The following is a 26,237-nucleotide window of genomic DNA, read 5'->3' on the forward strand; positions in this document are numbered from 1 at the left end:
AAAAGCTATCCTTGCTGAGCAAAACTATCTAGAAAATGGGCATAAACGGCTTGAAGTTCAAGCACCATTTGTGTGGATACACGTTCGTCGACCTGGTGCATCGTTTTGCCAACTAGGCCAAACTCAGCCACTGGGCAATAATCAGCGATGAAGCGCGCGTCCGATGTGCCGCCACCTGTTGAACGTTCGGGCGATACTCCCGAAACGGTTGCAACACTATCAACTAACATGTCGACATGCTTCGACCCGTCTGAAACGAAGGAGCGAGACACTGGCTGTTTGATGTTCAATTCAACGTCGCAGCCTTTTGCGGGAACCTTCAGGATTTGTTCCCCGAGCCAGTACTCCAGCTTCTGCGCATTCCAAATATCGTTGAACCGAATATTGCCTTTCAATGTACCCTTGGCAGGAATGACATTTGTTGCGGCGTTCCCAACATCAACGGTTGTAAGCTCCAAATTTGATGGCGGGAAGTTTTCGTTGCCCTCATCCAAAGCAGTGCAACTCAGTTGCGTCGCAATGCCGGCAAGGATCGGAATGGGGTTGTTCGCTTTGTGCGGATAGGCGACATGACCTTGCTCGCCGCCAACTGTCACCGAAAAACTCATTGATCCGCGTCGACCAATCCGAACTAAATCACCCAAAAACTCCGCACTAGAGGGTTCGCCAACAAGGCCGAAATCAAATTTGTGTCCCTGTTCGGCCGCCCACTTGAGCACTTTGACTGTCCCATTGATGGCGTCAGCTTCTTCATCGCCAGTGATCAGCAACGAGATTGTGCAATTGTCCGCTGCACCGCTTTCGATAAACGCTGGTAGTGCAGCGCAAAAGGCCGCGACGCCACTTTTCATATCTACTGCGCCACGGCCCCACATAATGCCTTCGTTGTCGACGTCGGCTGAGAAAGGATCGTGTGTCCACGCCCCTGCATCACCCACCGGGACCACATCCGTGTGCCCAGCGAATAATAAGTGCGGTCCGCTATTACCGCGCGTAGCAAACAGGTTTTCAACACGATAGCTGCCGTCGCCCTCAAAGGGCGTGCGCGTACAGGTAAAACCCAAAGGCTCCAAAAACTGCACAAGAATATCAATCGCGCCGTCGTCTGCAGGTGTCACAGAGTTACAGCGGATCAAGTCTCGCAATAGATCTAGGGCGACGGCCATGTCCTAGTCTCGCAACAGATCGTTAATCGATGTCTTGGAACGTGTCTTTTCGTCCACTTGTTTCACGATTACTGCGCAATAAAGGCTTGGTCCTGGCGTGCCATCAGGCAATGGCTTGCCCGGCATAGAACCAGACACAACCACAGAATATGGTGGCACTTCACCCATATGTACTTCGCCTGTGTGGCGGTTGACGATTTTAGTTGATTGGCCAATGAATACGCCCATTGAAATCACGGAGCCTTTGCCAACCCGAACGCCTTCAACGATTTCAGAACGTGCACCGATAAAACAATCATCCTCAATAATTACTGGATCTGCTTGCAATGGCTCTAAAACACCACCGATGCCAACGCCACCGGAAAGGTGAACATTTGCACCAATCTGGGCACATGAACCCACCGCAGCCCATGTGTCGACCATTGTGTTCTCGCCAACATAGGCACCAAGATTGACAAATGACGGCATCAAAACGGCACCGGGTGCAATATGTGCTGAATGGCGAACGATGGAACCCGGAACCGCTCGAAAGCCAGCCTCACGAAAACGGTTCTCGCTCCAACCTGCGAATTTAGATGGAACTTTGTCCCACCATGTCGCACCACCTGGTCCGCCTGGAATAGTTTCCATATCGTTGAGACGGAAAGACAACAAAACTGCCTTTTTCGCCCATTGGTTGACGGTCCATTCGCCCGCTTCATTCTGTTCCGCTACCCGCAGTTTGCCATCATCCATCAGCGCAAGCGCTTCATTTACAGCATCGCGCACGGCACCCTGCGTGTTAAGATTTACGTTCTCGCGGTCATCGAACGCTGCATCAATGGTCTGGGCCAAGTCGGCAAATGACATATTTCCAAGCTCTCCAACTGATCTAAGTGATTGCTCGCGACATTAGCGCCGTCGCCATGGGTGTCAACTGGTCGACACACGAAACAATCACTATTGTGTAATCCGGTTGAGGGCACTGATCGTTAACGCGATTATGAGCATAATAGCGGGCAATAGAATATTGGAGATATATATGTCAAAACGCCGCCACACCTCGTTACGCACTTCCCAAGAAGATATTAGCGTCACAAGGCGGGTCCCAAAGACACCACAAACGGAATCTGCAGCCTATCGATTGGCGTTTTCTGATGAAGAGTTCATGACATCAGAAGATACGCGTGCAATTCGATTGCAGCTTGAAATTCTGAAGCCTGAATTATGGCTCAAAGAACGCGGCATCAATTCCACAGTGGTCCTTTTTGGTGGTGCGCGTTTGCCTGCACCTGGCGCGGAAGCATGGGCGGCCAAGAATGACATTCAAAAAAAGAACCTTGAGAAAAACTCTAAATACTACGATGAGGCGCGCAAATTTGCTCGATTGGCTTCGCTGACCTCTGAGACACTTGATTACAAAGAATATGTCGTTGTGACCGGTGGTGGACCCGGTGTAATGGAAGCGGGCAACAAAGGCGCAACGGAAGTTGGCGCACCATCGATTGGCTTGAACATTGTTCTGCCACACGAGCAAGCTCCAAACCTCTATGTGACACCAGATCTCAGCTTTAACTTCCACTACTTCGCAACGCGAAAAATTCACTTTTTGCTGCGCGCTAAGGTCATCGCCGTATTCCCAGGCGGATTCGGCACCATGGATGAGTTTTTCGAGACTCTAACATTGATCCAAACTGGTCGAATGGAACGTGTGCCAGTGCTTTTGTTTGGCTCACATTTCTGGAAACGCGTTATCAATCTTGAGGCTTTGGCGGAAGAAGGCACTATTTCGCCCGATGATGTTGATCTGTTCAAAGTTGTTGATACCGCAGAGGAAGCTTGGTGCGTGGTTCGTGAGGCCTATAACCTGCCCACCATTACGGACGAAAACTGCGACTGCGTTGTCGAGTAACAGAAATCTTTTTAACAAATTCGAGCCCGGCGCCGATGCACCGGGCTCTTTTTTTCGCCTATTCAACTATTTTGTCGATGCTGAAATGTTTCATGCTTTCGACGGCCTCAATTTCGCTCATCATCGCTTGAAACTCAGGTAAGGTCATCACTTTTTCAGCCGCGGCCTGTGCGTCTTCTAGGCTGGCCCATTCGACAAGGTCTGTGAAAAGTGTGGGGTCTTCCGTGTTTGTCAGTGCGCGATAATTGATGAAACCTTTAAACTGTTTGGCGTGTTCCATCGCTTCGCGTCGGAGCTGAGCAGCCTTGTCTGCGTTTTTCACCTTGAAGCTAACCAATTCAAAAATAGTACTCATTTTCATGTCCTTCCATTGTTGATGGAAGAGCATTAACATCACCCTGTTGCCACCCTTATGGCCATAGTGTTTGATCAAGGATGAATATATGCGACGGGCAGAACGGCTATTCCGGATAATTCAAATACTTCGCACCGCCAACGGTGCCCTTACGGCGCAACAAATTGCAGACAGATTGGAAACCTCTAAGCGTTCTATCTACCGGGACATGGCGCACCTGATCGGGTCGGGCGCACCAATCGATTCTGAAACTGGGGTCGGTTTCATGCTGCGCGGCGAGTTTGATTTGCCGCCATTAAGTTTCACCTTTGAACAACTCGAAGCGCTGGCGCTGGGGGCAAAGACGCTGGCGTTGATCGCGGATGATGATCTTTCATCTGCAGCGCGCGAGGCATTGGAAAAGATACGCGACGCTGTGCCCGAAACGCACAAGTCAAAACTGGATACCCCACACCTTATGGTTGTGCCGCCTGAGGGTGTTCAAATGCCGACTTCAGCGCTCCGGCAGCTGCGTAAAGCGATCGATGGACGGCGAATTGTTCGGTTCAACTATTGTTCGCTTGAAGGGAAACAAACTGAAAGGCAGGTGCATCCACTAGCGCTTGCCAACTTTGGGCCTAAATGGCTCTTGACCGCTTGGTGCTTGACGCGAGAAGATTTTCGAGATTTTAGGGTCGACAGAATTAGCCAAATTGAGTTGACGCGAGAAAAGTTCACGCCTGCCGCTGGGCAGGAGTTGTCGGATTATTTGCAACGGTACTCGACTTAGCGAACAGTAAAAGGAGCTAAAAACGAGGATAGATCGTCTGTGACGTGATGCACATGCTCGTGATCGTCTTTGCGTCGCAGTTCAAAATCTTCCAAACTGTCATCTTCAAAACTGGCATCTGGGATCACATGCACTGTGCGCATGCCAACTTCGTGAGCCGTAAGAAGGTTTTTCTCCATATCTTCAAACATAGCGGCTTGTTTGGCGTCGACGCCATGATCTAGAAGAAACTTTTCATATGGTTGTCGGAACGGCTTCGGTTCAAAGTCTGCTTCTACAATACCAAAGACACCATCAAACACATCACTGCCACCGAGCCGATCAATCACTGCTTCTGCATGGCCAACATCCGCATTGGTAAATATCAGTTTCTGCCCGGGCAACGCCTTTATGGCAGATATCAAATCAGGATTCGGTTGAACCGGCGAATAGTCTATGTTGTGCACTTTAGACAAAAAGTGGTGAGGGTCGATATCGCGCGTCGCCATCAGACCACGCAAAGTGGTGCCGTGATCGCGATAAAAGTCTTTCTGTAACTTTCGTGCAGGGACTGGATCAAGTCCGGTTACGTCAGCCACATATGCGGTGATCAATTTGTCAATCTGATCAAATAATCTACATGTGCGCGGGTAGAGGGTGTTGTCTAAATCAAACACCCAATGGCGGACGTCAGAGAGTGGCATTATTCGTCGTCTCCGATTTCGCCGGTCTGGTGAATCAATGTGCCAGCACCATGCTCAGTGAACAACTCAAGCAAAACCGCATGTTCGGTCTTGCCGTTCACGATTACCACACCTTGTACGCCACTTTTCACAGCATTGATGGCTGTTTCAAGTTTCGGGATCATGCCACCCTTTGCGACACCAGAATCAATCAATTCTTGTGCTTTTTCGATGTCCATATCGGGGATCAACTTCATGTCTTGATCTAGGACGCCTTCCACATCTGTCAGCAACAAGAAGCGCTTTGCATCCATGGCAGAAGCAATCGCGCCGGCAAATGTGTCAGCATTGATATTAAATGTGTCGCCGTTTTTGCCCGCTGCAATTGGCGCAATCACGGGGATGATCTCTTCGCCGATCAGACGGTAGAGTATCTCAGGGTTCACATCCGCTGGTTCGCCCACAAATCCCAAATCTATAATGCGTTCAATGTTGCTGTCAGGGTCCATTGAGGTGCGTTTGAGCTTTTTGGCTTCGACCATGCCCGCATCTTTGCCGCACAACCCGATGGCCCGGCCGCCCTCTTGGGTAATTGCGGTTACAATTTGCTTGTTAATCGCACCGGCCAAAACCATCTCAACGATATCAACCGTGGCGCGGTCAGTGACACGCAGGCCATCTTTGAACTCGGATACAATGTTCAGTCGATCGAGCATTTTGCCAATTTGTGGTCCGCCGCCATGTACCACGATTGGCATTACGCCAGACTGACGAAGCAAAACAATGTCGCGAGCAAACGCGCGCGCAAGTTCTGGGTCGCCCATTGCGTGGCCACCATATTTTACTACGACAACGCGATGATCATAGCGCAGCATATATGGCAGTGCTTGCGCCAAAATTGCTGCTTCTTTGGTTTTATCAATGCTCAATGTATTTCTCGCCCGTTCCACCGTCACAAAACACCCATAAACAAAATTTCGCGACTTGTCTTGCTTCGGACGCAAAAATGTGGCCAATCTAAATTTGATCAAATTATTTGATCATAATTTGCGCATGAGAAAATGGTGTTGGAAATGAAGGTTTCAGTGTTGCAAACGGGGCTCGTTGCAGAGCCGTTGCGGAACCAGTTTGACAATTATGGCAAAATGTTCGCCGATCTTGTCGGCGATGGAGGTGGCAAATTCACATTTGAAACTGTGAGTTTGATCGAGGATGAGCCATTGCCGCCCCTTGAAAAAACAGAGGCCATCATCATCACAGGCTCAGCGCTTGGGGTCTACGATCAGAAGCCTTGGATGGAGCCATTGCGCGAGTTTATTCGCGGCGCTTACGCGCGTTCAATTCCAATGATTGGAGTGTGCTTTGGGCACCAAATCATGGCTGACGCGCTTGGCGGCGTCGTTGAAAAGTCAGAAAAAGGCTGGGGTCTTGGTCGCCATGAGTACAAAATTACTCAGAAGCCTAGTTTTATGGGCGATGCACCCGATCAGATGCAATTCAATGTAATCCATCAAGATCAGGTCTTGTCTCCTCCGCCAAACAGCAAAGTGGTTGGAGGCAGTGAGTTTACGCCATACGCAATGCTGGAATATGACAATGGCGCAGCAATAAGCATCCAAGCGCACCCTGAATTTGCGAATGAATATGCAACAGCCGTCTATGAATTGCGAACCGGCGAACTGTTCGACAAAGCGACAGGCGAGAGTGCGATCAAATCAGTGGGCGAAAAGAACGACAATATGCTGATGGCTGAGTATTTTCGACGCTTTTTGGACGCCGCATCCTAAATCAATAATTAATCATTCCGTTCATAAAGTCCTTTATAGTTGTTTTCTTTAGCGAGCTACAAAAAGGCGTATGATGGAACGAGTTGTAGATGTGTTCAAAAAGCACGTCTGGAGTCTGACAAACATTCCAGCGCTGATTGCGCTCGTTCTGACCATTTGTTTCTGGCAATACTCGGAATATCAGTCGCGCTCGATTTACGAACAATCTGTCCGCGAAGAAGTCACGAGCCAGGCAAATCTTTTGCGCTCGCGCATCGAAGGCAATATCAACTCAAACCTTCAATTGGCGAAGGGGTTGGTGTCGGTGCTTTCTGGGCAACCGGATATGACGCCTCAGCAATTCGAAAGGCTCGCCAAGAACCTCTTTGATGGCCATTCAGAACTCATAATTATCGCTGGCGCACCTGATCTTGTTATTGAGATGATCTATCCGCGTAAAGGTAATGAGAAGGCCATGGGTCTTGATTACAACAAGAATGCAGCCCAGCGCGCAGCCGCATTGCGCGCACGCGATAGTGGAAGTCTAATTCTTGCCGGTCCGGTTAATCTTGTCCAAGGCGGCCAAGGTTTTATTGGACGCTTTCCAGTGTTCACGGACAACCCTGACGGCACGCAGCGTTTTTGGGGTATTGTTTCAGCGGTAATTGACGTTCAAAAACTCTATGCAAATAGCGGGCTTACCGATCCAGATTTGCCGATTGACGTTTCATTGGTTGGCAAGGATGCGTTGGGATCGCAAGGCGAGGTGTTTTTTGGACCCGACAAGCGCGGATACGAAAAAGCTGTAATGGTCGATGTCCGACTGCCAAACGGTTCTTGGCAAATGCTGGCCTGTCCAAAAGGTGGATGGCCCGCGCATGCTGCCGATCTCACTTCTTTGCGTATCGCAATGTTGTTTGCCGGCTTGTTGATCTTCGCGCCAACCGCCTATTCAGGCCACCTGATGCGACAGCGAAAGAACCAAACAGATGAATTGGCAACGCGCGAAGAAAAAATCGCACTCATTTCGGAACGGCTAAACGTTGCACTATCATCTTCAGATATTGGTGTTTGGGAAGCCAATTTGGTGACAGGTGAGCGTTTCTGGGACAGACGAACGAACCTCTTGTTTGGATTAGAAGCCGCTGACACGACCTATTCTCCAGATGTATTCACCAATGCCTTGCACCCCGATGATGTGGATCGGGTGATGACATCGTTTAATGAGGCGATACGTACAAAGTCTCAACTGAGTACCGAGTTTCGGATTATCACGCCAAGCGGTAAAATTAGGCATTTGCAGTCGCGTTGTGCCTATTATCAACCAGCTGATGGCGACCCGAAAATGGTCGGCGTCAATTGGGATATCACGGCTGACGTAAATATGCGCGAAGAGTTACTCGACGCCAAACGATTGGCTGAAAGCCGAAATGCAGAACTCGAGGGCATGCAAATTCGCATTAAGCACTTGGCGTTGCATGACCCATTGACCAAGTTGCCGAACCGACGTTTCCTTGATCAGACGATTGAAAACTACTCAGCTGAGGAGCACAGCGATGATACGGTTGCCATGCTGGCGATTGATCTTGATCGCTTTAAGCAGATTAACGATTCACTTGGCCATTTGGCCGGCGATGCGGTTCTGCGACATGTCGCGACGGTTTTAACAAAAGCCTTGGATGAATCAGACTTTGTCGCCCGTGTCGGAGGCGATGAATTTGTCATCATTGTAGAGCGTACCTTTGACAAAGCCGAGTTGGCGTCGCTCGCCGATTCGATAATTGATGCGTTAAAGGTTCCCGTTATGTATGAAGGGCAACCTTGTCGGTTTGGTGCAAGCGTTGGCATTGCGTACGCTGATAAGGGCGAGGCCGATCTGAACGACTTGATGACCAAGTCAGATATAGCACTGTATCGAGCCAAAGAGCTGGGTCGGAATTGCTTTGAGTTCTTCTCAAATGATCAGCAGGCGCGAATTGTCAAAGCACGTGAAGTCTCTGAAGAGATTTTGTGGGGCCTAGAGTTAGGGCAGTTCATTCCATTTTATCAGCCCCAGTTCGACGCGCATAGCGGTGAAATTGTTGGGGTAGAAGCGCTTGCGCGTTGGGATCATCCGGACAAGGGCGTGCTTAGCCCATTCGAATTTCTCAAAGTCGCTGAAGACATAAATGTTATCGACGATATCGATCACGACGTATTGGCCACTGTCCTGAATGATTTGAAATTCTGGGAAGAACAAGGCATTTCCGTCGAACATGCGTCGGTGAATATATCGTCGCCACGTTTGCGCGATGAGAATCTAATACGCCGTCTTAAAGAATTGCAGATTGAGCCTGGTCGCATCACATTCGAACTGCTTGAATCGATCTTCTTGGATGACCGCGATCTAGTGGTTGAACGCAATCTAGAGAAAATCAAACAAATGGGCATCGACATCGAAATCGATGATTTTGGTACTGGTCACGCATCAATAATTGGATTGCTAAACCTTGAGCCAAAGCGCATCAAGATTGACCGCCAGTTTGTAACGTCCATTGATACATCTGATGAACAACGACGACTTACAAAATCGATGATCGATATGGGTAAGACGTTGAATATCGAAGTGCTCGCAGAGGGTGTCGAAACTGAAGGCCAGGCACAAGTGTTGCGCGAACTTGGCGTTGATTCCCTGCAAGGGTACTTATACGCCAAGCCGATGTCAGCACATGACTTCAATCGTTTCATGCAAGATTATAAGGCGCAGGTCAAAGCGTCCTGAACAAGCGGTTGCCAAAGCTAGGCGAACTGCAAATTAGAAGCGGGCGATCGTTGCTCGTAATTCTTCAATTCCAACACCCTTTTCAGATGAAGTGATAATCATCTCTGGATGTGCCGCAGGGTGTTTTGCAATCATCTGCGCCGTTTTGGCTTGAATGCGCTCTAACTCTCCAGCCTTTGGCTTATCAGCTTTCGTCAATACGATCTGATAGGATACAGCAGCCGTATCCAGTTCGTTCATAACGGTTTCATCCGCTGCTTTTGGGCCGTGGCGTCCATCAATCAGCACAAAAACGCGGCGCAGTGTGGCGCGCCCTTTCAAGTATGAGTGGATGAGCCTTGTCCATTTTTCAACGGTCTTTTTGGGCGCTTTAGCAAAGCCATAACCCGGCATATCGACAATCCGCATTGGCGCGTCGTCCGCTTCAAAGATATTGAGCTCTTGCGTACGGCCTGGCGTGTTTGACGTACGCGCCAAATTTACACGATTGGTTAGTGCGTTGATCAAAGAGGATTTGCCGACGTTGGAGCGGCCTGCAAATGCGATTTCGGTCCGATCTCCCGGCGGAAGGTCGTCAACACGCACGCACCCCTTGATAAACTGCCAAGGGCGCGCAAATAGCAGTCTGCCTGCTTCAATTTCGTCTTCTCTAAATTCGGTCATCTGTGCGGTCTATACCGCATTGCGCAATGCGTCTAGGTCCGCATTCGTGATCGCTTCCAAATTCTTCGTAATTTTTTCAATCGACCAGTCCCACCACTTGATGTTTTGCAAAGCATTCACGGTTTCACCGTCGAAACGTTTGCGGATTTCCCGGGCAGGGTTGCCGGCTACGATTGTGTAAGGTGGAACGTCTCGCCCAACCACGGCATGAGCGCCAATTATAGCACCGTCGCCGATTTGTACGCCCGGCATAATCGTTGCCGCTCGGCCAATCCAAACATCGTTGCCAACAATCGTATCACCGCGAGACTGGCTTTTGAGCTGCTCAACATCACCATCGCCCCAACCATTTTTAAAAACAGCGAAAGGAAAAGTCGAAAACGAAGTAAAGGTATGGTTGGCACCATTCATCATAAATGTGCAGTCTTTCGCGAGCGAGCAGAATTTTCCGATGATCAGCTTATCGCCAACAAACTCATAGTGATAAAGCACATTGCGGCGTTCAAATTCTGCCGCATCGTCTTCATCATCATAGTAGGTATAGTCGCCAACCACGATATCTGGCCGCGTGATATGGTTCTTCAAGAATATTAGCTGGTCGATGCCAGGAAGAGGAGTTGGATCATTTGGGTTTGGGCCAAACATAAATCACCACACAAAAAAAGCCGCGTCGTATATGCGACGCGACTTTAATCTTTAGTACCGTACTGGTCCAGTTATAGGACGAGACTTATTTAGCTTCACCTTCAGGCGATTTCTTTTTGAAAGTCGCCATGATGTTGCCAAGAATATCCACATCTGCGCCGTGGCGCTTCATGATGAAATATTGCTGCAAGATGGACAAGAAGTTGTTCCATGCCCAATAGATCACCAGACCCGCTGGGAAACCAGCCAACATGAATGTAAAGATCACTGGCATCCAAGCAAAGATCGCAGCCTGAGTTGCATCGGCTGGCGGTGGGTTCAAACGCATTTGCACGAACATGGTCAAACCCATGATCAATGGCCATGCACCGAGTACAAGGAAACCACCAATGAGAGGCAAAGCTGTTGGATCCACTGGGATCAATCCAAACAGATTGAATAGGTTTGTTGGATCAGGCACAGCCAAATCTTGTACCCAGCCAAAGAATGGCGCTTGGCGCATTTCAATGGTGACAAACAGCACTTTATAAAGCGAGAAGAACACAGGGATCTGGATAAGCACCGGCCAACAACCACTCATTGGGTTGATTTTTTCGCGCTTATAAAGCTCCATCATGGCTTGTTGTTGGGCCATGCGGTCTTCTTTGTGCCGTTCTTGAATTTCCTTCATTTCCGGCTGAACTTTTTTCATCCCCGCCATTGACGCGTAAGACTTGTTAGCGAACCAGAAGAAAGCGATCTTGATCAGAACTGTCACGGCCAAAATCGCAAGACCAAAGTTGCCCAAAATGTCGTTCAAGAAACGGATCACGTAGAATAGTGGTTTGGTGATGAAATGGAACCAACCCCAGTCGATCAGCAATTCCAAACGATCAAGGCCAAGACCCTTTTCATAGGAATCAATGATGCGCTCAACTTTCGCACCTGCAAAGATATAGCTTTGATGTTCAGCTGTTGAACCTGCCGGCACAACGGTTGGCTCGGTTGTTACATAGCTTGCGCGATAAGTGTCACGACCGTCAGTTTTCTTGTAATCAAACTGAGCATTGATGATTGCGCCAGCCTCTGGGAAAACAGTCGCCGCCCAATATTTGTCAGTGAAGCCAAGCCAGCCTGATTTTGCATCATACTTCTTGCGGCTATCTTCAACCAAATCTTTGTAACCCAATTCAACTAGGTTTGCGTCACCCAACACGCCAATCGGGCCTTCATGCAAAATGAAGAAGCCTGAAGTTTCAGGAGTTTCTTGGCGCGCTACGTAAGAGTAGGGGTAAAGCGCAATATCGCCTGCAGAGTTGTTCTGGACTGTCTGTTTAACGGTGAAGAGATAGTTTTCATCGACTTCAAATGTGCGATTGAAAACCAAGCCTTCGCCATTGTCGTAAGTCAAGGTAACAGGATTGTTCGCATTTAGCGTCGGGTTGCCTTCAACTGACCAAACGGTCGTTGGCCTTGGCAATTTAACCGTTGAACCGGCAAGCGCTGTCCAGCCCTGTTCCGCGTAATAAGGTTTTGGAGTACCTTGCGGAGAAAGCAATGTGATGATTGGGCTGTCGTCTTCAATTGTCTCACGATATTGGGTGAGGTGAAGGTCATCAAGCCGACCGCCAACAAGATTGATCGAGCCATCAAGCGCACCTGTCGAGATTTTGACGCGATCTGTTGCCGCAATCACTTCTTCCCGTGTGCCGGTAATCAACGCTGATGCTGCATCAGCCTGCGTGCTGGTTGATACAGTTCCCGGCGTTGGCAAGCCTGCATTAGGGTCCGTTTCAGCTGCTTGCTGTGCAGCCAATTCGGCTTGTTGTTGTGCCTTTTCCAACTGCGGCCCAGCAACAAAGTATTGCCAACCTACAAGGACCAAGATCGACAAGCCGATCGCTAAGATATAATTGCGGCCTTCACCATTCATGATTTTGCTTTCCGCTCCCGTGCATCCACCCGCTTTGCGTGCGGACTGTGTATTTTTTCGATCGCTCGACCCAAGCCTTCTTCTAAAAGGCTAAAAGGTTCATGTAACGCTTCTCTACGCCCAATCAATACATAGTTGAAATTAGGCTTGAATTTTTGCGCTATTTTTTCACTTAGCGCGCGCAATCGGCGCTTAATTCTGTTGCGTTCTGGGGCGTTGCCGACGCGCTTTGTGACCGTAAACCCGATTCCAGGCTCTGCGTCGTCACACTTTGTTGCTTGCAGCACAAAGCCGCGGCGGACCGATTTCAGTCCACGCGCGGCTTGTAAAAACTGCGCCCGATGCTTCAAACGGCGCATGCAACCCCCTGCAAATGTTCTGACCCATGGCAAATCCAACGGGTCATCAAGAACATTCTTACGCAGACAAACGCTTGCGACCGCGTGCGCGGCGAGCGTTCAAGATTTTACGGCCATTTTTTGTCGCCATGCGTGCACGGAAACCGTGACGACGAGTGCGCACAAGATTGCTAGGCTGAAAGGTACGCTTCATTGCTCATCCACAATGCCGTTCGCGGCACTGTTCCTCTCGAAAATTAAAAAACAGGTAGCCATTCTAGTAGTCAGCAGCACGCAACAGAAAATCGGTGTCGCGCCACAATTTATGGCCGAGTTGGGCGGTGTATAGGCAAAATGGGGCGTCAAGTCAATCTCAAAGGAGGCAAAGAATGTGTGCTTTTCGCCTTTGCCCCACGTTCAATTGTTATCAACAGCGCTTGAGTGGTTGATCACGTCACGTCAAATTCAAGTGAGGCTATGAGATGTTTAGCATTTTTGCCGCTATGTTGCGTTAAAAATCAAGGCAAAACCACCGCAGGGAACTTACGCCGCAATAGTTGAAGGACTGAAATCTTGCAAAAGAATATGAAAAGATGGCTGCCTTTGGCGGTGTTTGCGTTGATTGTGGGCGTTTTTGCCGCGACCGGGGCTTATAAAGTCCTCTCCTTTGAGGCCCTGCTGGAAAACTTCAACGCGCTTCAAACCTTTATCGCACAAAACCTTGGCCTATCGGTTGGAATTTTTGGACTGGTTTATGTGGTTGCTGTGGCGCTATCATTTCCTGCAGCTTGGGTACTTACAATTGCCGGTGGTATCTTTTTTGGGTGGTGGATTGCAGGCTTTGTTACCATCTTATCTGCCACTGTTGGCGCTTCGATTCTTTTTTGGATTGCGAGCACTTCACTTGGAGAGCATTTGCGCGAGAGCGCTGGGCCGTTTGTGCAAAAATTACGCAAAGGCATGCAAGACGATGCGGTGAACTATATGTTTTTCCTAAGGCTCGTGCCAGCATTCCCATTTACGTTGGTAAATATTGTGCCAGCGATTCTAGGGGTGCCGTTTGGCATATTCTTTTGGACAACACTTGTCGGCATTGCCCCCGGCACCTTTGCATATGCGTACGCGGGAGAAGGAATACGGTCGCTGGTTGAAGCTCAATCCGTCGCTTTTACTGATTGCACACAAGCAGCATCAGACAATTGTGGGGTCTCTCTGTCGCCAGGGGATTTGGTAACGACTGAACTTATCATCGCGTTTTCCGCACTGGGTCTTATTTCCCTTTTACCTATTGTGATTAAGCGCCTCCGTGCGAATAATGCGACCAGCTAGAACAAAAGGCATCATTTATGGCTGAATATCTTAAACCTGACCTTTGCGTAATTGGTGCCGGCTCAGGCGGTTTGACAGTTGCAGCGGCCGCTGCCCAACTTGGCGCATCTGTTGTTCTGATCGAACGCGACAAGATGGGTGGCGATTGCTTGAACACAGGGTGCGTGCCCTCAAAAGCGCTTATTGCGGCGGGCACGCGCGCACAGCTCATGCGCACGGCTCCCGAATTTGGCATTCAGGCGGAGGAGCCAAAGCCAAACTTTGGTCGCATCAATGATCATATCAAACAGGTCATTGCTGGGATTGCGCCAAACGATTCGGTGGAACGATTTCGCGGTCTTGGCGTCAATGTGATCGAGGGTGAAGCGAGTTTTGTCGACAAAAGGACCGTGCAGGTTGGAAACGAGCAGATTCGCGCGCGTCGATTTGTGATCGCAACAGGCTCGCGTCCAATGGTGCCGCCGGTGCCGGGGTTGGCCGATGTGCCGTTTCTGACAAACGAGACGATTTTTGAACAACGCCGCAAGCCCGCCGATCTCATCATTGTTGGTGGTGGCCCTATCGGCATGGAGTTGGCACAGGCGCACCAGCGCCTTGGCTGCAATGTTACGGTGCTTGAGATGGCGGAGCCCTTAGCTAAAGACGACCGTGAATTTACCGATATCGCGTTGCGTCACATTCGACGTGAAGGTGTTGATATTCGTGCGCGAACAAAAGTGCTCGAAGTGAAAAAGAAGTCGCGCGCAATCGCTGTAGATATCGAGAACCCGGACGGTGATATCGAAACTATCGTAGGCACACATCTATTGGTGGCGGCAGGGCGCGTGCCCAATGTCGAAAAACTGAATTTGGAAGCGGCCCAAGTCGAACACACCAAACGCGGTATCAACATCAATGATGGCTTAAAAACCAGCAACCGCAGGGTTTACGCCATCGGTGATGTGGCAAGCGGACTGCAGTTCACCCATGTTGCTGGGTATCAAGCTGGGCTGGTTGTTCGCAATGCTCTGTTTGGATTGCCGGTAAAGCAAAACCGTCAAATTATCCCTTGGGCCACCTATACCGATCCTGCAATCGCTCAGGTCGGCATGAATGAAGAAGAAGCGCGTGAGAAATATGGTGATCGTTTCAAGGTTTTGCGCTGGAGTTTTGACGAAAACGACCGCGCAAGAGCCGAACGCCAAACCGATGGCCTTCTTAAAGTCCTAACCGACAATTCTGGTAAGATCATCGGGGCAGGGGCTGTTGGATTGCATGCTGATGAATTGATCAACATGTACGCCTTCGCAATTGCCAACAATATGAAAGTTGGCGCGTTTACAAAAATGGTGTCGCCCTATCCCACATTGTTTGAAGTGGCAAAACGCATCAGCATTGAATTTTACAAAGACAAATTAGACAATCCCTTGCTCAAAGGGTTGATTGCATTAAACCGTTTGTTTGGCTGATCAAAACTGGATTAGTGTTCCACTATGGCCATTTCACAGAATCAACCATATCAGCGCGCGCGCTTTGGGCTTTCGGTTAAGCTGATCACAATGATCATTGCGATGATCATGATTGTTGAAGTTGTGATTTACCTGCCATCAGTCGCCAATTTTCGCATTCGTTGGTTGGATGACCGCATTCAAGTTGCCGGTGTCGCTGCGCGCGTAATTGAAACCGTGCCCGACGCAATGGATCTAACGCCGGATATGATCAATAATCTGCTCAAATCTGCGCAGGCCGAAGCACTGGTGGTGCGAATGGATGACAAGTCTCAATTGATTGAACGACTTGATATGCCAATGCCAATCGCTGTTGTGGATGCTGACACCCGACAGCGCGATTCTCTACCACTCATTATCGGTGCACTTGATGTGATCATCAATGGCAGCAATCGTACCATGCGTATCATTGGCGTGCCTTCAGGTTCGACCGACCTAGCGGTTGAAGTGCTGATGAGTGAAGCAGGGTTGAGACAAGAAATGTTGGCTTATTCGCGCAATATCTTCTGGCTGTCGCTATTGGTTGCCGTTGCAACTGCAGCCGCTATCTTCTTCTTCCTAAACCGCTTGTTGGTGCGCCCAATCGGGCGCATGACGCAAAATATGATTGCTTTCCGCAAAACGCCTGAAGATGCGAACCGCATCATCGTCCCATCCAATAGGACTGACGAAGTGGGCATTGCGGAACGTGAATTGGCCATGATGGAGCAAGACATCTTCTCCATGTTGCGTCAAAAGCAACACTTGGCTGACCTAGGGTTAGCTGTTGCCAAGATTAATCACGACTTACGCAACACGCTAAGCGCTGCGCAATTGCTATCTGATCAAGTGGCGACGCTTGAGGACCCTCAGGTGCAACGCCTGGCACCACGTCTGGTGACCACACTGGATCGCGCCATCAATTTTGCCCAGTCCGTTCTAGATTATGGTCGTCAAAAGACCATTCCGCCAAAGTTTATGCACGTGGATTTGCGGGCGCTAATAGACGAGTCGGCAATCGATGCAGGCGTGCGTTCCCACCCATCAATAGAATTCGAAAATGATGTGCCGGACGACGTTGTAATCAATGTCGACCCAGACCAAATTTCGCGCGTGTTCGTCAATATCATGAAAAATGCCCGTGAGGCTTTGGAAAGTCATACCAAAGCTGATGGCGGCAAAAAAGTGTACGTGAAACGCATTGAGGGCTCCAATTGCAATCAAATACTTATTGGTGACAACGGTCCCGGCCTGCCCCCACGTGCGAAAGAAAACCTGTTTGTTGCGTTTGATGGATCGGGAAGAGCTGGCGGCACCGGCCTTGGACTTGTTATTGCCAAAGAGATTGCGGAGGCTCATGGGGGTAAGCTAACCTACCTCGAGGGCGAACAAGGCACTGTTTTTTCGGTGGAATTGCCACTAGCCAGCAACTAACTAGGTTTACCATATTTGCCTGGTTATCGAAAAAAAGCATAAAAAACAAAAAAGATACAATTGAGGTACTTGCATTCCAAATCAGCCCAGTATATGCCTTTGCCTCACTGATGAGGGTAGCAATTACCCAACGTCAAAATGCACCGGTAGCTCAGCTGGATAGAGTACTTGACTACGAATCAAGGGGTCGGGAGTTCGAATCTTCCCCGGTGCACCATTTCCTTCATACACTAGTGGATTTCCAACAGGATCATCCGGCGTGTTCTGCGCGATAATCTGAGACAATTTCTCTTAGACTCGCAAGAAATCTGTTACTTTTCGTCGGCAGGGCTTAAGACCAACAAAGACCGGCCCCGCTCACGAGGAGTAAACAGTCAGAATAGTCTAAGTAGCCGCCTGGCTTGGCACTGCCACTTCGAAAATGACGGCCTCCATTTCAGAGCGCGTGTTTAGGCTCCCGCCCATCCGTTGCAACAATGCACGAACTGCTTGCATGGTGTTTATTTCATCGTTTGACATCAACGATTTAATGCCGGCCTGCGGGAATTCGCTCGATAACTCGAGGTGTGCATCATGCAATTGCGGACACGGCCGCACTCGGAAGCTAAATTTTCCAAAATTTTGATCATCGGAAAGCTCAACCTGAATTGCACCTTTGGTGTCACTAGAGTTATGCAAAAACTCGGCAACCATCTTTAACACTTCCAACGTCGCGTCCCGGTTGCATCGTACAAATATCTTATGAAATGGGCTTTCTTGCACGACGCGATAAGGAGTTTCAAACATCGACCTGGTAAAATCTTCAAGCAATTGATTTGCATCGATTAGGCAACTATTTTGCTCAAGATTTTGCCCCGAAAAAATCCGGAGGCGATGGGAAATCGTCGTTAGATCCGCGTGGATTTTCTCTAGAACCTCTGTATCTTGTTCACCGTTTTTGCTGGTTGCAAACATCAGCCGATCGACCAGACTTTCGGTCCATTGGGCAAGCCAGTTTAAGTCTTTTGCTTGGCTTGCTCGATAGCTATTGAGCTTTTCGTCCAACGCCTCCGCTTTCATTGCAAATGAGCGAGCACTTCGAATGCAGCTTTCTAGGTTAAATGGGGTTAGCTCCTGTTTGGATAAGAACTGTGCGGCGCCCGCACGTAACCCCATTTCTTGAAAAGTTGCCTCTTCAAGCGTGGATAGCACGACAATCGCTTTTCTGTTTTGTGATGAAGCAAGTTTGGAGATAATTGGTACAGCCGTTTCAGAGCTGAGCCAGAAGTCGACTAAGTATAAGTCGAATGAGGTGTTATCAACTATTCTTTGGGCATCTTCCAAATTACGTGCTGTAACAATATCAAAGTCAATATGTTCGATCGCGCCCAATTGGTGAGTCAAATAGCCAATGTCGATATGATCGTCATCTAGCAAGAAACAAGAGAGCTGCTCGCGATCAATATCCTGAAGAGGTTTTGGTTGCGTTGCTCTTGAAGCACGATGTAAATTTTCCATTTTTTCTCTCCGTAATATTCTCCATTATTTTACTAACTGCTTAGTATTAAGTGTGCAGTAACCATGGTTAACAAAAAGTTAACGCCAAATTTACGCGTTTTACACAAATAGAATTTGCGCGAAAAATGCGGTATATGAGGAGGAAAGTGCCAAACGCGCTGAGCTAGCATACTGGTAAAAGACATTGCAAAAACCGCGACTGCAAAACTGCACCAACTTACTTATTGTCGATGACGACCCTGCAGAGCTATTTCTGATGAAGCGGACTTTGGCTCAGATCGAAAGTAATTCTCAGAACTTTACAGTGACCATCTGTTCAGACGGGCAGCAAGCAATTGATTTTGCGGATCAAAATTCAAGTATTGTTGGCGGAATTGACCTTGTATTGTTAGATCTAAACATGCCAGGAATTGACGGATATGAGGTTCTTGCAACTTGGAAGAACGACAACATATTCCAGGACACTCCAATCATAGTCGTCACAACGGCAACGGACAAAACCATGCTTCAAAGCGCTTTGGATATCGGAGCCAGCGCAGTACATTCCAAACCCGCAGGCTTAGCAGAGCTTAAGACCCTATTTGAGACGATTTTGGTAAAATGGAGCGACTTTGAGCTAACTTAGTGGCGCATTCCGCTACGTTGGCTATGTGAAAGTTCTGTAATTTCACGCGCCAAGGAACGACTTAGTTTTGAAACACGCCTCACCTCACTACTAATAGCAATTAGGGCTTCTACGCTCTGCGGGTTTGTGGCTACTACTTCGAGTGTTTCGAGTTGCTCTTTGACTTGATCTTTCAACAGCAACAACTCTGACATTTTTTCTAGCTGACTTGACTGCACAATCATTTCCAAAGTTAAGTATTTTTGTTAATCTTCAAAATTATAGTTAAAAAATTGTTAAACGAGTGTGCGTTGGGTGAACGACCAGCAAACTCAGTGCCACAAGTAAAAATGTGGAGCAAATGAACGAACAGAACCGAACGGATTCAACGAGCTCAAAAAAAACGAAAACAAAGATGGTCGTTATTGGTGCCAGTGCTGGCGGCCTAGCGCCATTTGAAGAGTTCTTTGGCGCGGTTCCCATCGACAGTGGTCTCGCCTTCGTCATCGTTCAGCACCTATCTCCAGACTTTGAATCTTCGATGGATGAGCTGCTTGCCCGCCACACAAAAATGCAAATTCGCAAAGTTGAAGATGGCATGGCAATTGAGGAAAATCATGTTTACCTCAACCGCCCACATGTTCACATGGATATTAAAAACGGCCATTTCGTTGTTAAGCCACTGGACCAGTTTGAGAGCCCTTACCTGCCTATCAACAGCTTTTTTGAAGTCGCCGCACGTGAATACGGCCCACAGTCAATAGGTGTCATCCTCTCCGGCACCGGCTCAGATGGTACAAAGGGATGTGCATCAATTCGCGCCGCAGGTGGAGGTGTGTTCGTACAAACGCCAAATAGTGCGAAATTTGAGGGCATGCCAAACTCGGTAATAAGTGCTGGCCTAGCTGATATAGTCACAACACCCGATGACCTTCCAAAACAAGTCATTCGATTTGCCCGGAACGGTACCTTTGCACCACAAGATGGGCAAGGCGCTGGGAACCCCGTGCTCAGCTCGATATTTGGTCTATTGCGCGATCGTTATGGCACCGATTTTGAACAATATAAATACACCACCGTGGCACGTCGTATTCGGCGTAGAGCAGAATTGTGCAACATAAATGAGCTCTCACGTTACTATTTGCACCTCAACGAGGACCGCAACGAACTCGATGCATTATACAACGATCTGCTGATTGAAGTGACTTCGTTCTTTCGTGACGAAAAGGCATTCAAGGCCTTAAAGACAAAAGTGGTGCCTGAGCTTGTCAAGAAAATGGCACCCGACTATCAAGTGCGCATCTGGGTGCCCGGCTGCGCCAGTGGTGAAGAGGCGTACTCTATTGCCATATTGCTTGCCGAAGCCGCTCGCAAGAATAAGCGAGATTTAAACGCAAAAATCATTGCAACAGACATTCACTCTCGCTCTTTAGATGTGGCAACCGAGGGCGTCTATTCAGGTGAAAGTGTTGCGAAGATATCTAAAGGCATAATTGGCCGATATTTTGTCCCAATAAGCGAAAGTAGATATCAGGTCGTCTCTGATATCAGACGCCTTGTTACATTTAGTCCGCACAGTTTGCTTTCTGACCCACCATTTACAAGGATGGATCTTGTTAGTTGTCGAAATGTACTGATTTATCTGAACGACAAGGCTCAGCAACGTGCTATTTTCATGTTCCACTTTGCCTTGCGGCACAAAGGCTTTTTGTTTTTAGGAACGAGCGAAACGCCGGGGAAATTGGCTGACGAATTCACCGCAATTGACGAAAGAGCACGCGTCTTTCAAAAGTTACGTGATGTGCGGCTTTTAGAGCCAGAGATACTCACCAACGCATTAGGCATGGCGTCTGCAAGCAACGGTGAGCTCAAAAAGCTAGAAAGCCGTCGCAGTGCTCGTGCGCCGAACCCTAACATTGAAGAACGACGGCTGATCGATAGCGCATTGCAGGACATTGTAAAGAAGTACGCCCCGCCAGGTTATCTAATTACGACGGACGGGCGTATCGTGCACATCTTTCGCGATGCGGCTGAGTTGCTGACTCTTCAAACAGGTAATTTCACCGACAAAATTGCTGAACTGCTGCCGCGCGAACTTGGCCAAATAGTTGAAGCTGGCCTTGAGCGGTTTAAGCTTTCAAAGAGCGGAACATATAGCCGCAAAGCTGTCTACGGGCCCAAAGGCGGCGAGGCTCACACATATTTCGTTACAATTTCGCGCGCGGGAAATCCTGTAGGCGAACACAGTTATCTGTTGCTCACGATTGAGAAGTCGGAAGTGAAGCCGACCGACAGACAGAAAAACAAGAATATAAAAACCGCCAACCGTGAAGAACTCATTGATAACCTCCATCGGCGCACAGAAGAGCTAGAGCGCGACCTAGCTTCAACTGAAGAGAACTTGCAGACGACAATTGAAGAACTCGAAACAAGCAATGAGGAGCTTCAGGCCACAAATGAGGAGTTGATGGCCTCAAACGAGGAACTTCAGAGTACAAACGAAGAGCTGCATTCGGTCAACGAAGAATTGTTTACCGTGTCATCTGAACACCAGCGCAAAATTGACGAGTTGGTAGAGCTTACTAATGATATGGATAATTTGCTCGAAGGTACGGAAATCGGTACGATTTTTTTGGACAGCGAATTTAGCATTCGTCGTTTCACACCAGCAGCAAGTGAAACATTCAATCTATTGGACGGTGATATTGGTCGGCCGATCAATCACCTCACGCACAAATTTCAGTTTGGCGAGCTCCAAGAACTGCTCAAGGAGTCCCGCGATAAAAAGCGTCGCATTGAGCTTGAAGTAGAGGTCGATCAAATACCGTATTTGCTCCGGATCTTGCCGTACACGACAAGCGGCTCCGGCGTTGACGGCATTGTAATTACCACGATCAACATCAAAGACCTTAAAGAAGCGCAAGAAAGCGTGAAAAAGCAAGCGCAATATTACGCGAGTATTCTATCGGACATCACTGAATATATAATTCGCTGGGACAAGGCGGATGGCATTGTGACCTATTGCAATGAAAAGTTTGCAAAGCTTCAGGGGATGTCTGTCGACGAAATAATTGGCGAACATGTCAGTAAAACGCTTTCAAAGAAAAAATTCGTCACAGGCTATGGTGGCAAAGACGAGCAGCAGCACGAACTTGATGAAATCATTAGTGGCCTGAAGCCAAACCAAACACTGCCGCTTACGGCTGTTCGACGGCGCGAAAATGGAAAAACAGAGTTCCGGCGGCTGACTGTCCGTTCAATTGCCGACAAGTCTGGCAAGGTCGTCGCTTATCAAGCAACCGGGCGAGATGCGACCCTTGAAGTGAACCATCAAACGGCCTTGCGCAAGTTGATGGATGTCGAAATGCTCAGCGATGGCGACTATGCAGAACGGGCAGAACAATTCTTGGCTTGCGGCTTAGAATATTTGGGTCTGGACCATGCACTTATTACACAGTTTGGACGAAACGACGTACGCCAGAAATACTATGTAGGCTCAGAACCCGATGCCTATGGAAATAATCAGGCGGTCTCTGAGGATGACATTTTGTGTTCACTTGTCCGTCGCACCAACGACATCGTTGCCTATTCAAATCTATCAAAAACCGACAAGGTCGACCATCCCGCCGTCGCAAAATTTGGCGTGAAATGCTATCTTGGATGTCCGGTTTCGGTGGCGGGAAAACAATATGGTACGATCGGTTTCTTCTCCACGAAGAAAGCAAGAGCGCGCAAATTCACTGAAACTGAGCTCAGCTACATACGTATTCTTGCTGGCTGGATCGGGGCAAGCCTTGAGCGAGCAAACCAATTCCGCGCGGTTCGTCGATCTGAGAACATTCTGCAGCACATATTCGACGGTGTGACGTCAGCAGTTTGGTACAAAGATGACAAAAACAACATCCTGCGGGCGAACAAAACCGCCGCCATGTGGATGGGCAAAACGGTCGAAGAAATAGAGGGGCGCAATACGGCGGACCTCTTGCCTGATTTGAGCGATCGATATTTTCAGGAAGACCTTCAGGCCATTAATAGTGGCAAACCTCTGCTCGACATTATTGAGCATTTTGACCTTCCCGATGGGAATGATGCTTGGGTGAAAGTCGATAAAGTGCCTTTCACTGACTCCGAAACAGGTGAACAGACAATCGTTGTCGTTGCGACCGACATTACAGAGCTAAAGACGAACGAGAAACGACTTATTGAGCTAAATGAGGAACTCGATCAACAAAAAGAAAGATATCAAAGTCTCTACCATAAGACCCCTGTGATGATGCACACGCTCACCCCGGAAGCGACAATCATTGATGTGTCAGACTATTGGCTCAAAAGTTTGGGATATTCTCGCAAAAAGGTCATTGGCCGAAAAATTGGCGAATTTCAAACGCCGGAATCCGCTGAACATGCAGCAAAGAATGTCATACCTACGCTTGAAAAGAACAAAACCGTAGAAAATATCCAGTACCAGTTTGTTCGCAAAAATGGCGAAATAATTGACGTGGAATTGTCAGGCTATTTGGGTGAAACGGGGCGCGAAAAACAGCTGCTAGGTGTGCTTGTTGATGTAACGGAACGAAATCGCGCACGACAAGGGCTTGAAGACAAGAACAAGGAGCTTGAACAAGCCAACGAAGGACTAAATCAATTCGCTTATGTTGCGTCGCACGACCTACAGGAGCCGCTGCGCAAAATCCGACAATTTAGCGAACTCTTGGTCACGTCGAAAAAGGAATATCTGGATGAAGAGGGGCGGTACTTCATTGACGTGGTTTCGCAATCCGCAAGACGGATGAGTAATCTAATTCAAGACTTGCTGCATCTCTCCAAGACCAACAATACAGAATTGAACCTAGCAAAGGAGAACCTGAATACCGTTGTTCAAACAATCCTAGATGAGCTTGCTGTGCGTATTCAGGAAGAAAGTGCCCAAATCAAAGTAGGCAAACTGCCCACAATTGAATGCGACCGCATTCTCGTCGAGCAACTTTTTCGAAACATTATCAGCAATGCGATTAAATACCGATCCAAAGATCGGCCACCAGTTGTCAAAATATCTGCGAAGAAATCAAAATCAGGATTCGTAATAACTATTTCAGATAACGGTGTTGGGTTCGACGAGAGGTTTAAACAAAAGATGTTTCAACCGTTCACGCGCATTCACTCGACCGCACAATATGATGGTTCAGGTATAGGACTTGCCATCTGTGCTGCAGTTTGCGACCGCCACAATTGGTCAATAAGTGCCAATGGCGAAGTCAACAAAGGCGCAACGTTCAAAATTGTCGTTAGTTAATTTTAATGCCAGCGATGATTGTGAGATCAGACGCGGACTTGCTGTGCGTCGCAAAAATCGACAACTGATGTTCCGCACTTGAAATTTACGTTTTCGGTTTTGCCCACAATTGCTTTTTGCGCGAGCAGTTGGCGTTTTTTACTTCCATTTGTATTAAATTGGTATGTAACCAATTAGAAACCATTAACGCTTAGTCTGCAGTTGAATTTGGTGAGGAGGAAACCAAGTGAAGCCGCCGAAAATCTCTTTTACATTGCCGAGTTTCGCGACACTGAAATCGCTGAAAATCTCGAGCCGAATTGCCATCAGCTCAGCAATGAGTGCTCTTTTGATGTTGGCAGTTGGCGCCATGTTTATCCTCTCAGAACAGCAAAAGACGGCGGCGATTGAAGATGAACGCCACTTTGCAGCGGTGCAGCAACTTGCACAGTCTATCGGCCGTTCAAACCTTTTGATGCGCCAATTTGAAAAAGACTTCATTTTGCGCGACGATTTGGCTCTGGCTGAACTTCAGCGCGTTGAGAGCACTAAATCAGCAGAATTGTTAGACCAACTCGCAGTCATGGCAGGCGAAAGCGAGATGATGGCTCATATCACTGCAACGCAAACGTACCTGCAAGAATATCGAAGTCTGTTTGACGTTCTTGTTGAGACCAGCATTGAAATTTCCGCCAATGCCGATAGTGGCTTCTTCTTCGATTTCACCGAAGCAGACAAAGCCGTCGCGGCAAAAATTAAACCCTTCAAATCAGACCTCATCAATCTTGAATATACCCGCATGCGCTTAGCAGAACGCAACTTTGTGATCGCCGGCGGTGACCGAAATATTCTCGGCGTCGATAAGCAGATCAAGAAAGTTCTCCGTGCCGCCCAAAAGCAGAACGTTGACCCGATGGCGCGGATCGAATTGGCTGACTTGCTTGAGGTCTACAATGTTGGTTTTGACGAATATGCAGGCGCCAAAGCGCGGCATTTGGATATGCAAACGCAGCTCGATGGATTGTATCAGTCCATGGTCAGTGAGCTCGCCATAATCATTGAAGACGCAGACGTAAAAGGGCAAGCAGCGCGAACTGAATTGGCTCAGGTGACACAAAATGCGCGGACCTTCATCCTGTCTGTTATTGGGGTGGCGTTGCTTCTAATGGTGCTGGCTGGTCTCGCAATTGGTTGGACGATTACCCAACCGCTTAAAAAGATCACAACAACTATGCGCAACTTGGCTGGTGGTGATCTAGACGCGGATGTACCCTTCACCCAACGCAGTAACGAGCTTGGTGAGATGGCGCGCGCTGTTGAGGTGTTCAGAGCGAACGGTCTTCGGGTGAACGAAATGACCGAAGAAGAGAAGATGGCCGCCAAGCAGCGCACCGCAGAGCGTGCAGACATGATGCAAGAGTTGCAGCGTGCCTTTGGTGAAGTGGTGGATGCAGCGGTTAGTGGTGACTTTACCCGCCGGGTGGAAGCCGAGTTCCCTGATGAAGAGCTGAACCGTTTGGCCCATGGGGTGAACGAGTTGGTGGAAACCGTGGACCGCGGGGTCACAGAAACCGGTGAAGTGCTGGCGGCTTTGGCCAATACGGACCTGACCAAGCGCATGGAAGGCGACTATCAAGGCTCGTTCCTGCAGCTAAAGAACGACACCAACCGGGTAGGCGATAAGCTGACCGAGGTGATCTCTAGCCT

The 26,237-nt window shown here is 48.6% G+C and carries 21 protein-coding genes and 1 tRNA gene; 11 read left to right on the top strand and 11 right to left on the bottom strand.

Annotation, left to right across the window (positions count from 1 at the left end):
• Window positions 1–5 precede the first annotated feature (5 nt).
• Window positions 6–1,166, bottom strand: coding sequence for a succinyl-diaminopimelate desuccinylase (gene dapE, locus QQL65_RS08570; protein ID WP_284363647.1), 1,161 nt, complete (start codon window positions 1,164–1,166; stop codon window positions 6–8).
• Between the two features lie 3 nt (window positions 1,167–1,169).
• Window positions 1,170–2,015 (bottom strand): 2,3,4,5-tetrahydropyridine-2,6-dicarboxylate N-succinyltransferase, encoded by an 846-nt coding sequence (gene dapD, locus QQL65_RS08575; protein WP_284363648.1) that lies wholly within the window; start codon window positions 2,013–2,015, stop codon window positions 1,170–1,172.
• Window positions 2,016–2,187: 172 nt separating this feature from the next.
• Here dapD and QQL65_RS08580 point away from each other — a divergent pair, with 172 nt between their 5' ends.
• Window positions 2,188–3,057: an LOG family protein gene (locus QQL65_RS08580; RefSeq protein WP_284363649.1), complete on the top strand. Its 870-nt coding sequence runs from the start codon at window positions 2,188–2,190 to the stop codon at window positions 3,055–3,057.
• Between the two features lie 58 nt (window positions 3,058–3,115).
• Here QQL65_RS08580 and QQL65_RS08585 read toward each other — a convergent pair whose 3' ends face one another.
• On the bottom strand, window positions 3,116–3,412 hold the full coding sequence (locus tag QQL65_RS08585; protein ID WP_284363650.1) for an antibiotic biosynthesis monooxygenase family protein: 297 nt from the start codon (window positions 3,410–3,412) through the stop codon (window positions 3,116–3,118).
• 88 nt (window positions 3,413–3,500) lie between these two features.
• Here QQL65_RS08585 and QQL65_RS08590 point away from each other — a divergent pair, with 88 nt between their 5' ends.
• Window positions 3,501–4,181: a helix-turn-helix transcriptional regulator gene (locus QQL65_RS08590; RefSeq protein WP_284363652.1), complete on the top strand. Its 681-nt coding sequence runs from the start codon at window positions 3,501–3,503 to the stop codon at window positions 4,179–4,181.
• Here QQL65_RS08590 and QQL65_RS08595 read toward each other — a convergent pair.
• Window positions 4,178–4,864, bottom strand: coding sequence for a pyrimidine 5'-nucleotidase (locus QQL65_RS08595; RefSeq protein ID WP_284363654.1), 687 nt, complete (start codon window positions 4,862–4,864; stop codon window positions 4,178–4,180). The genes QQL65_RS08590 and QQL65_RS08595 overlap by 4 nt on opposite strands.
• A complete protein-coding gene (argB, locus tag QQL65_RS08600; RefSeq protein ID WP_284366253.1) occupies window positions 4,864–5,718 on the bottom strand; it encodes an acetylglutamate kinase in 855 nt (284 codons plus the stop codon). Before argB ends, QQL65_RS08595 begins: the two co-directional genes overlap by 1 nt.
• Window positions 5,719–5,916: 198 nt before the next feature.
• Between argB and QQL65_RS08605 the strand changes: the two genes are divergently transcribed.
• Window positions 5,917–6,630 carry a type 1 glutamine amidotransferase gene (locus QQL65_RS08605; protein ID WP_284363656.1) on the top strand — a complete coding sequence of 238 codons (714 nt, stop codon included), beginning with the start codon at window positions 5,917–5,919 and terminating at the stop codon, window positions 6,628–6,630.
• 70 nt (window positions 6,631–6,700) lie between these two features.
• Window positions 6,701–9,370: a bifunctional diguanylate cyclase/phosphodiesterase gene (locus tag QQL65_RS08610; protein WP_284363658.1), complete on the top strand. Its 2,670-nt coding sequence runs from the start codon at window positions 6,701–6,703 to the stop codon at window positions 9,368–9,370.
• Window positions 9,371–9,403: 33 nt separating this feature from the next.
• Here QQL65_RS08610 and yihA read toward each other — a convergent pair whose 3' ends face one another.
• The 5 genes from yihA to rpmH form a co-directional block, all read right to left on the bottom strand.
• A complete protein-coding gene (yihA, locus tag QQL65_RS08615) occupies window positions 9,404–10,033 on the bottom strand; it encodes a ribosome biogenesis GTP-binding protein YihA/YsxC (protein WP_284363659.1) in 630 nt (209 codons plus the stop codon).
• A gap of 9 nt (window positions 10,034–10,042) precedes the next feature.
• Entirely contained in the window at window positions 10,043–10,678 is a 636-nt protein-coding gene (locus QQL65_RS08620) for a CatB-related O-acetyltransferase (protein WP_284363660.1), read from the bottom strand.
• An 85-nt stretch (window positions 10,679–10,763) separates the two neighbouring features.
• The gene (yidC, locus tag QQL65_RS08625) at window positions 10,764–12,590 is read right to left on the bottom strand and encodes a membrane protein insertase YidC (RefSeq protein ID WP_284363661.1); all 1,827 of its coding nucleotides are present in this window, start codon (window positions 12,588–12,590) and stop codon (window positions 10,764–10,766) included.
• On the bottom strand, window positions 12,587–12,949 hold the full coding sequence (rnpA, locus tag QQL65_RS08630; RefSeq protein ID WP_284363663.1) for a ribonuclease P protein component: 363 nt from the start codon (window positions 12,947–12,949) through the stop codon (window positions 12,587–12,589). The genes yidC and rnpA overlap by 4 nt, the downstream gene beginning before the upstream one ends.
• Window positions 12,950–13,007: 58 nt before the next feature.
• Window positions 13,008–13,142, bottom strand: a complete 135-nt coding sequence (gene rpmH / locus QQL65_RS08635) for a 50S ribosomal protein L34 (protein WP_084633949.1) — start codon at window positions 13,140–13,142, stop codon at window positions 13,008–13,010.
• A gap of 371 nt (window positions 13,143–13,513) precedes the next feature.
• On the opposite strand from rpmH, the gene QQL65_RS08640 reads away from it, so the two are divergent.
• The 4 genes from QQL65_RS08640 to QQL65_RS08655 all read left to right on the top strand — a co-directional run bounded on the left by QQL65_RS08640 (window position 13,514) and on the right by QQL65_RS08655 (window position 17,374).
• Complete coding sequence (locus QQL65_RS08640; RefSeq protein WP_284363671.1) at window positions 13,514–14,257, top strand: TVP38/TMEM64 family protein; 744 nt, start codon at window positions 13,514–13,516, stop codon at window positions 14,255–14,257.
• Between the two features lie 17 nt (window positions 14,258–14,274).
• Complete coding sequence (locus QQL65_RS08645) at window positions 14,275–15,705, top strand: dihydrolipoyl dehydrogenase family protein (RefSeq protein WP_284363673.1); 1,431 nt, start codon at window positions 14,275–14,277, stop codon at window positions 15,703–15,705.
• 24 nt (window positions 15,706–15,729) lie between these two features.
• Entirely contained in the window at window positions 15,730–17,157 is a 1,428-nt protein-coding gene (locus QQL65_RS08650) for a sensor histidine kinase (protein WP_284363676.1), read from the top strand.
• Between the two features lie 140 nt (window positions 17,158–17,297).
• Window positions 17,298–17,374 (top strand) — tRNA-Arg (locus tag QQL65_RS08655).
• Window positions 17,375–17,541: 167 nt separating this feature from the next.
• Here QQL65_RS08655 and QQL65_RS08660 read toward each other — a convergent pair.
• Window positions 17,542–18,654, bottom strand: coding sequence for a response regulator (locus QQL65_RS08660; RefSeq protein WP_284363678.1), 1,113 nt, complete (start codon window positions 18,652–18,654; stop codon window positions 17,542–17,544).
• Between the two features lie 184 nt (window positions 18,655–18,838).
• Between QQL65_RS08660 and QQL65_RS08665 the strand changes: the two genes are divergently transcribed.
• The 3 genes from QQL65_RS08665 to QQL65_RS08675 all read left to right on the top strand — a co-directional run.
• Window positions 18,839–19,279 carry a response regulator gene (locus tag QQL65_RS08665; protein WP_284363680.1) on the top strand — a complete coding sequence of 147 codons (441 nt, stop codon included), beginning with the start codon at window positions 18,839–18,841 and terminating at the stop codon, window positions 19,277–19,279.
• 394 nt (window positions 19,280–19,673) lie between these two features.
• A complete protein-coding gene (locus tag QQL65_RS08670) occupies window positions 19,674–24,551 on the top strand; it encodes a CheR family methyltransferase (RefSeq protein ID WP_284363682.1) in 4,878 nt (1,625 codons plus the stop codon).
• 226 nt (window positions 24,552–24,777) lie between these two features.
• A partial coding sequence (locus QQL65_RS08675; RefSeq protein ID WP_284363684.1) for a HAMP domain-containing protein occupies window positions 24,778–26,237 on the top strand: 1,460 nt, incomplete at its 3' end.

The sequence above is a fragment of the Maritalea porphyrae genome, assembly GCF_030159895.1.
Taxonomy (GTDB): domain Bacteria; phylum Pseudomonadota; class Alphaproteobacteria; order Rhizobiales; family Devosiaceae; genus Maritalea; species Maritalea porphyrae.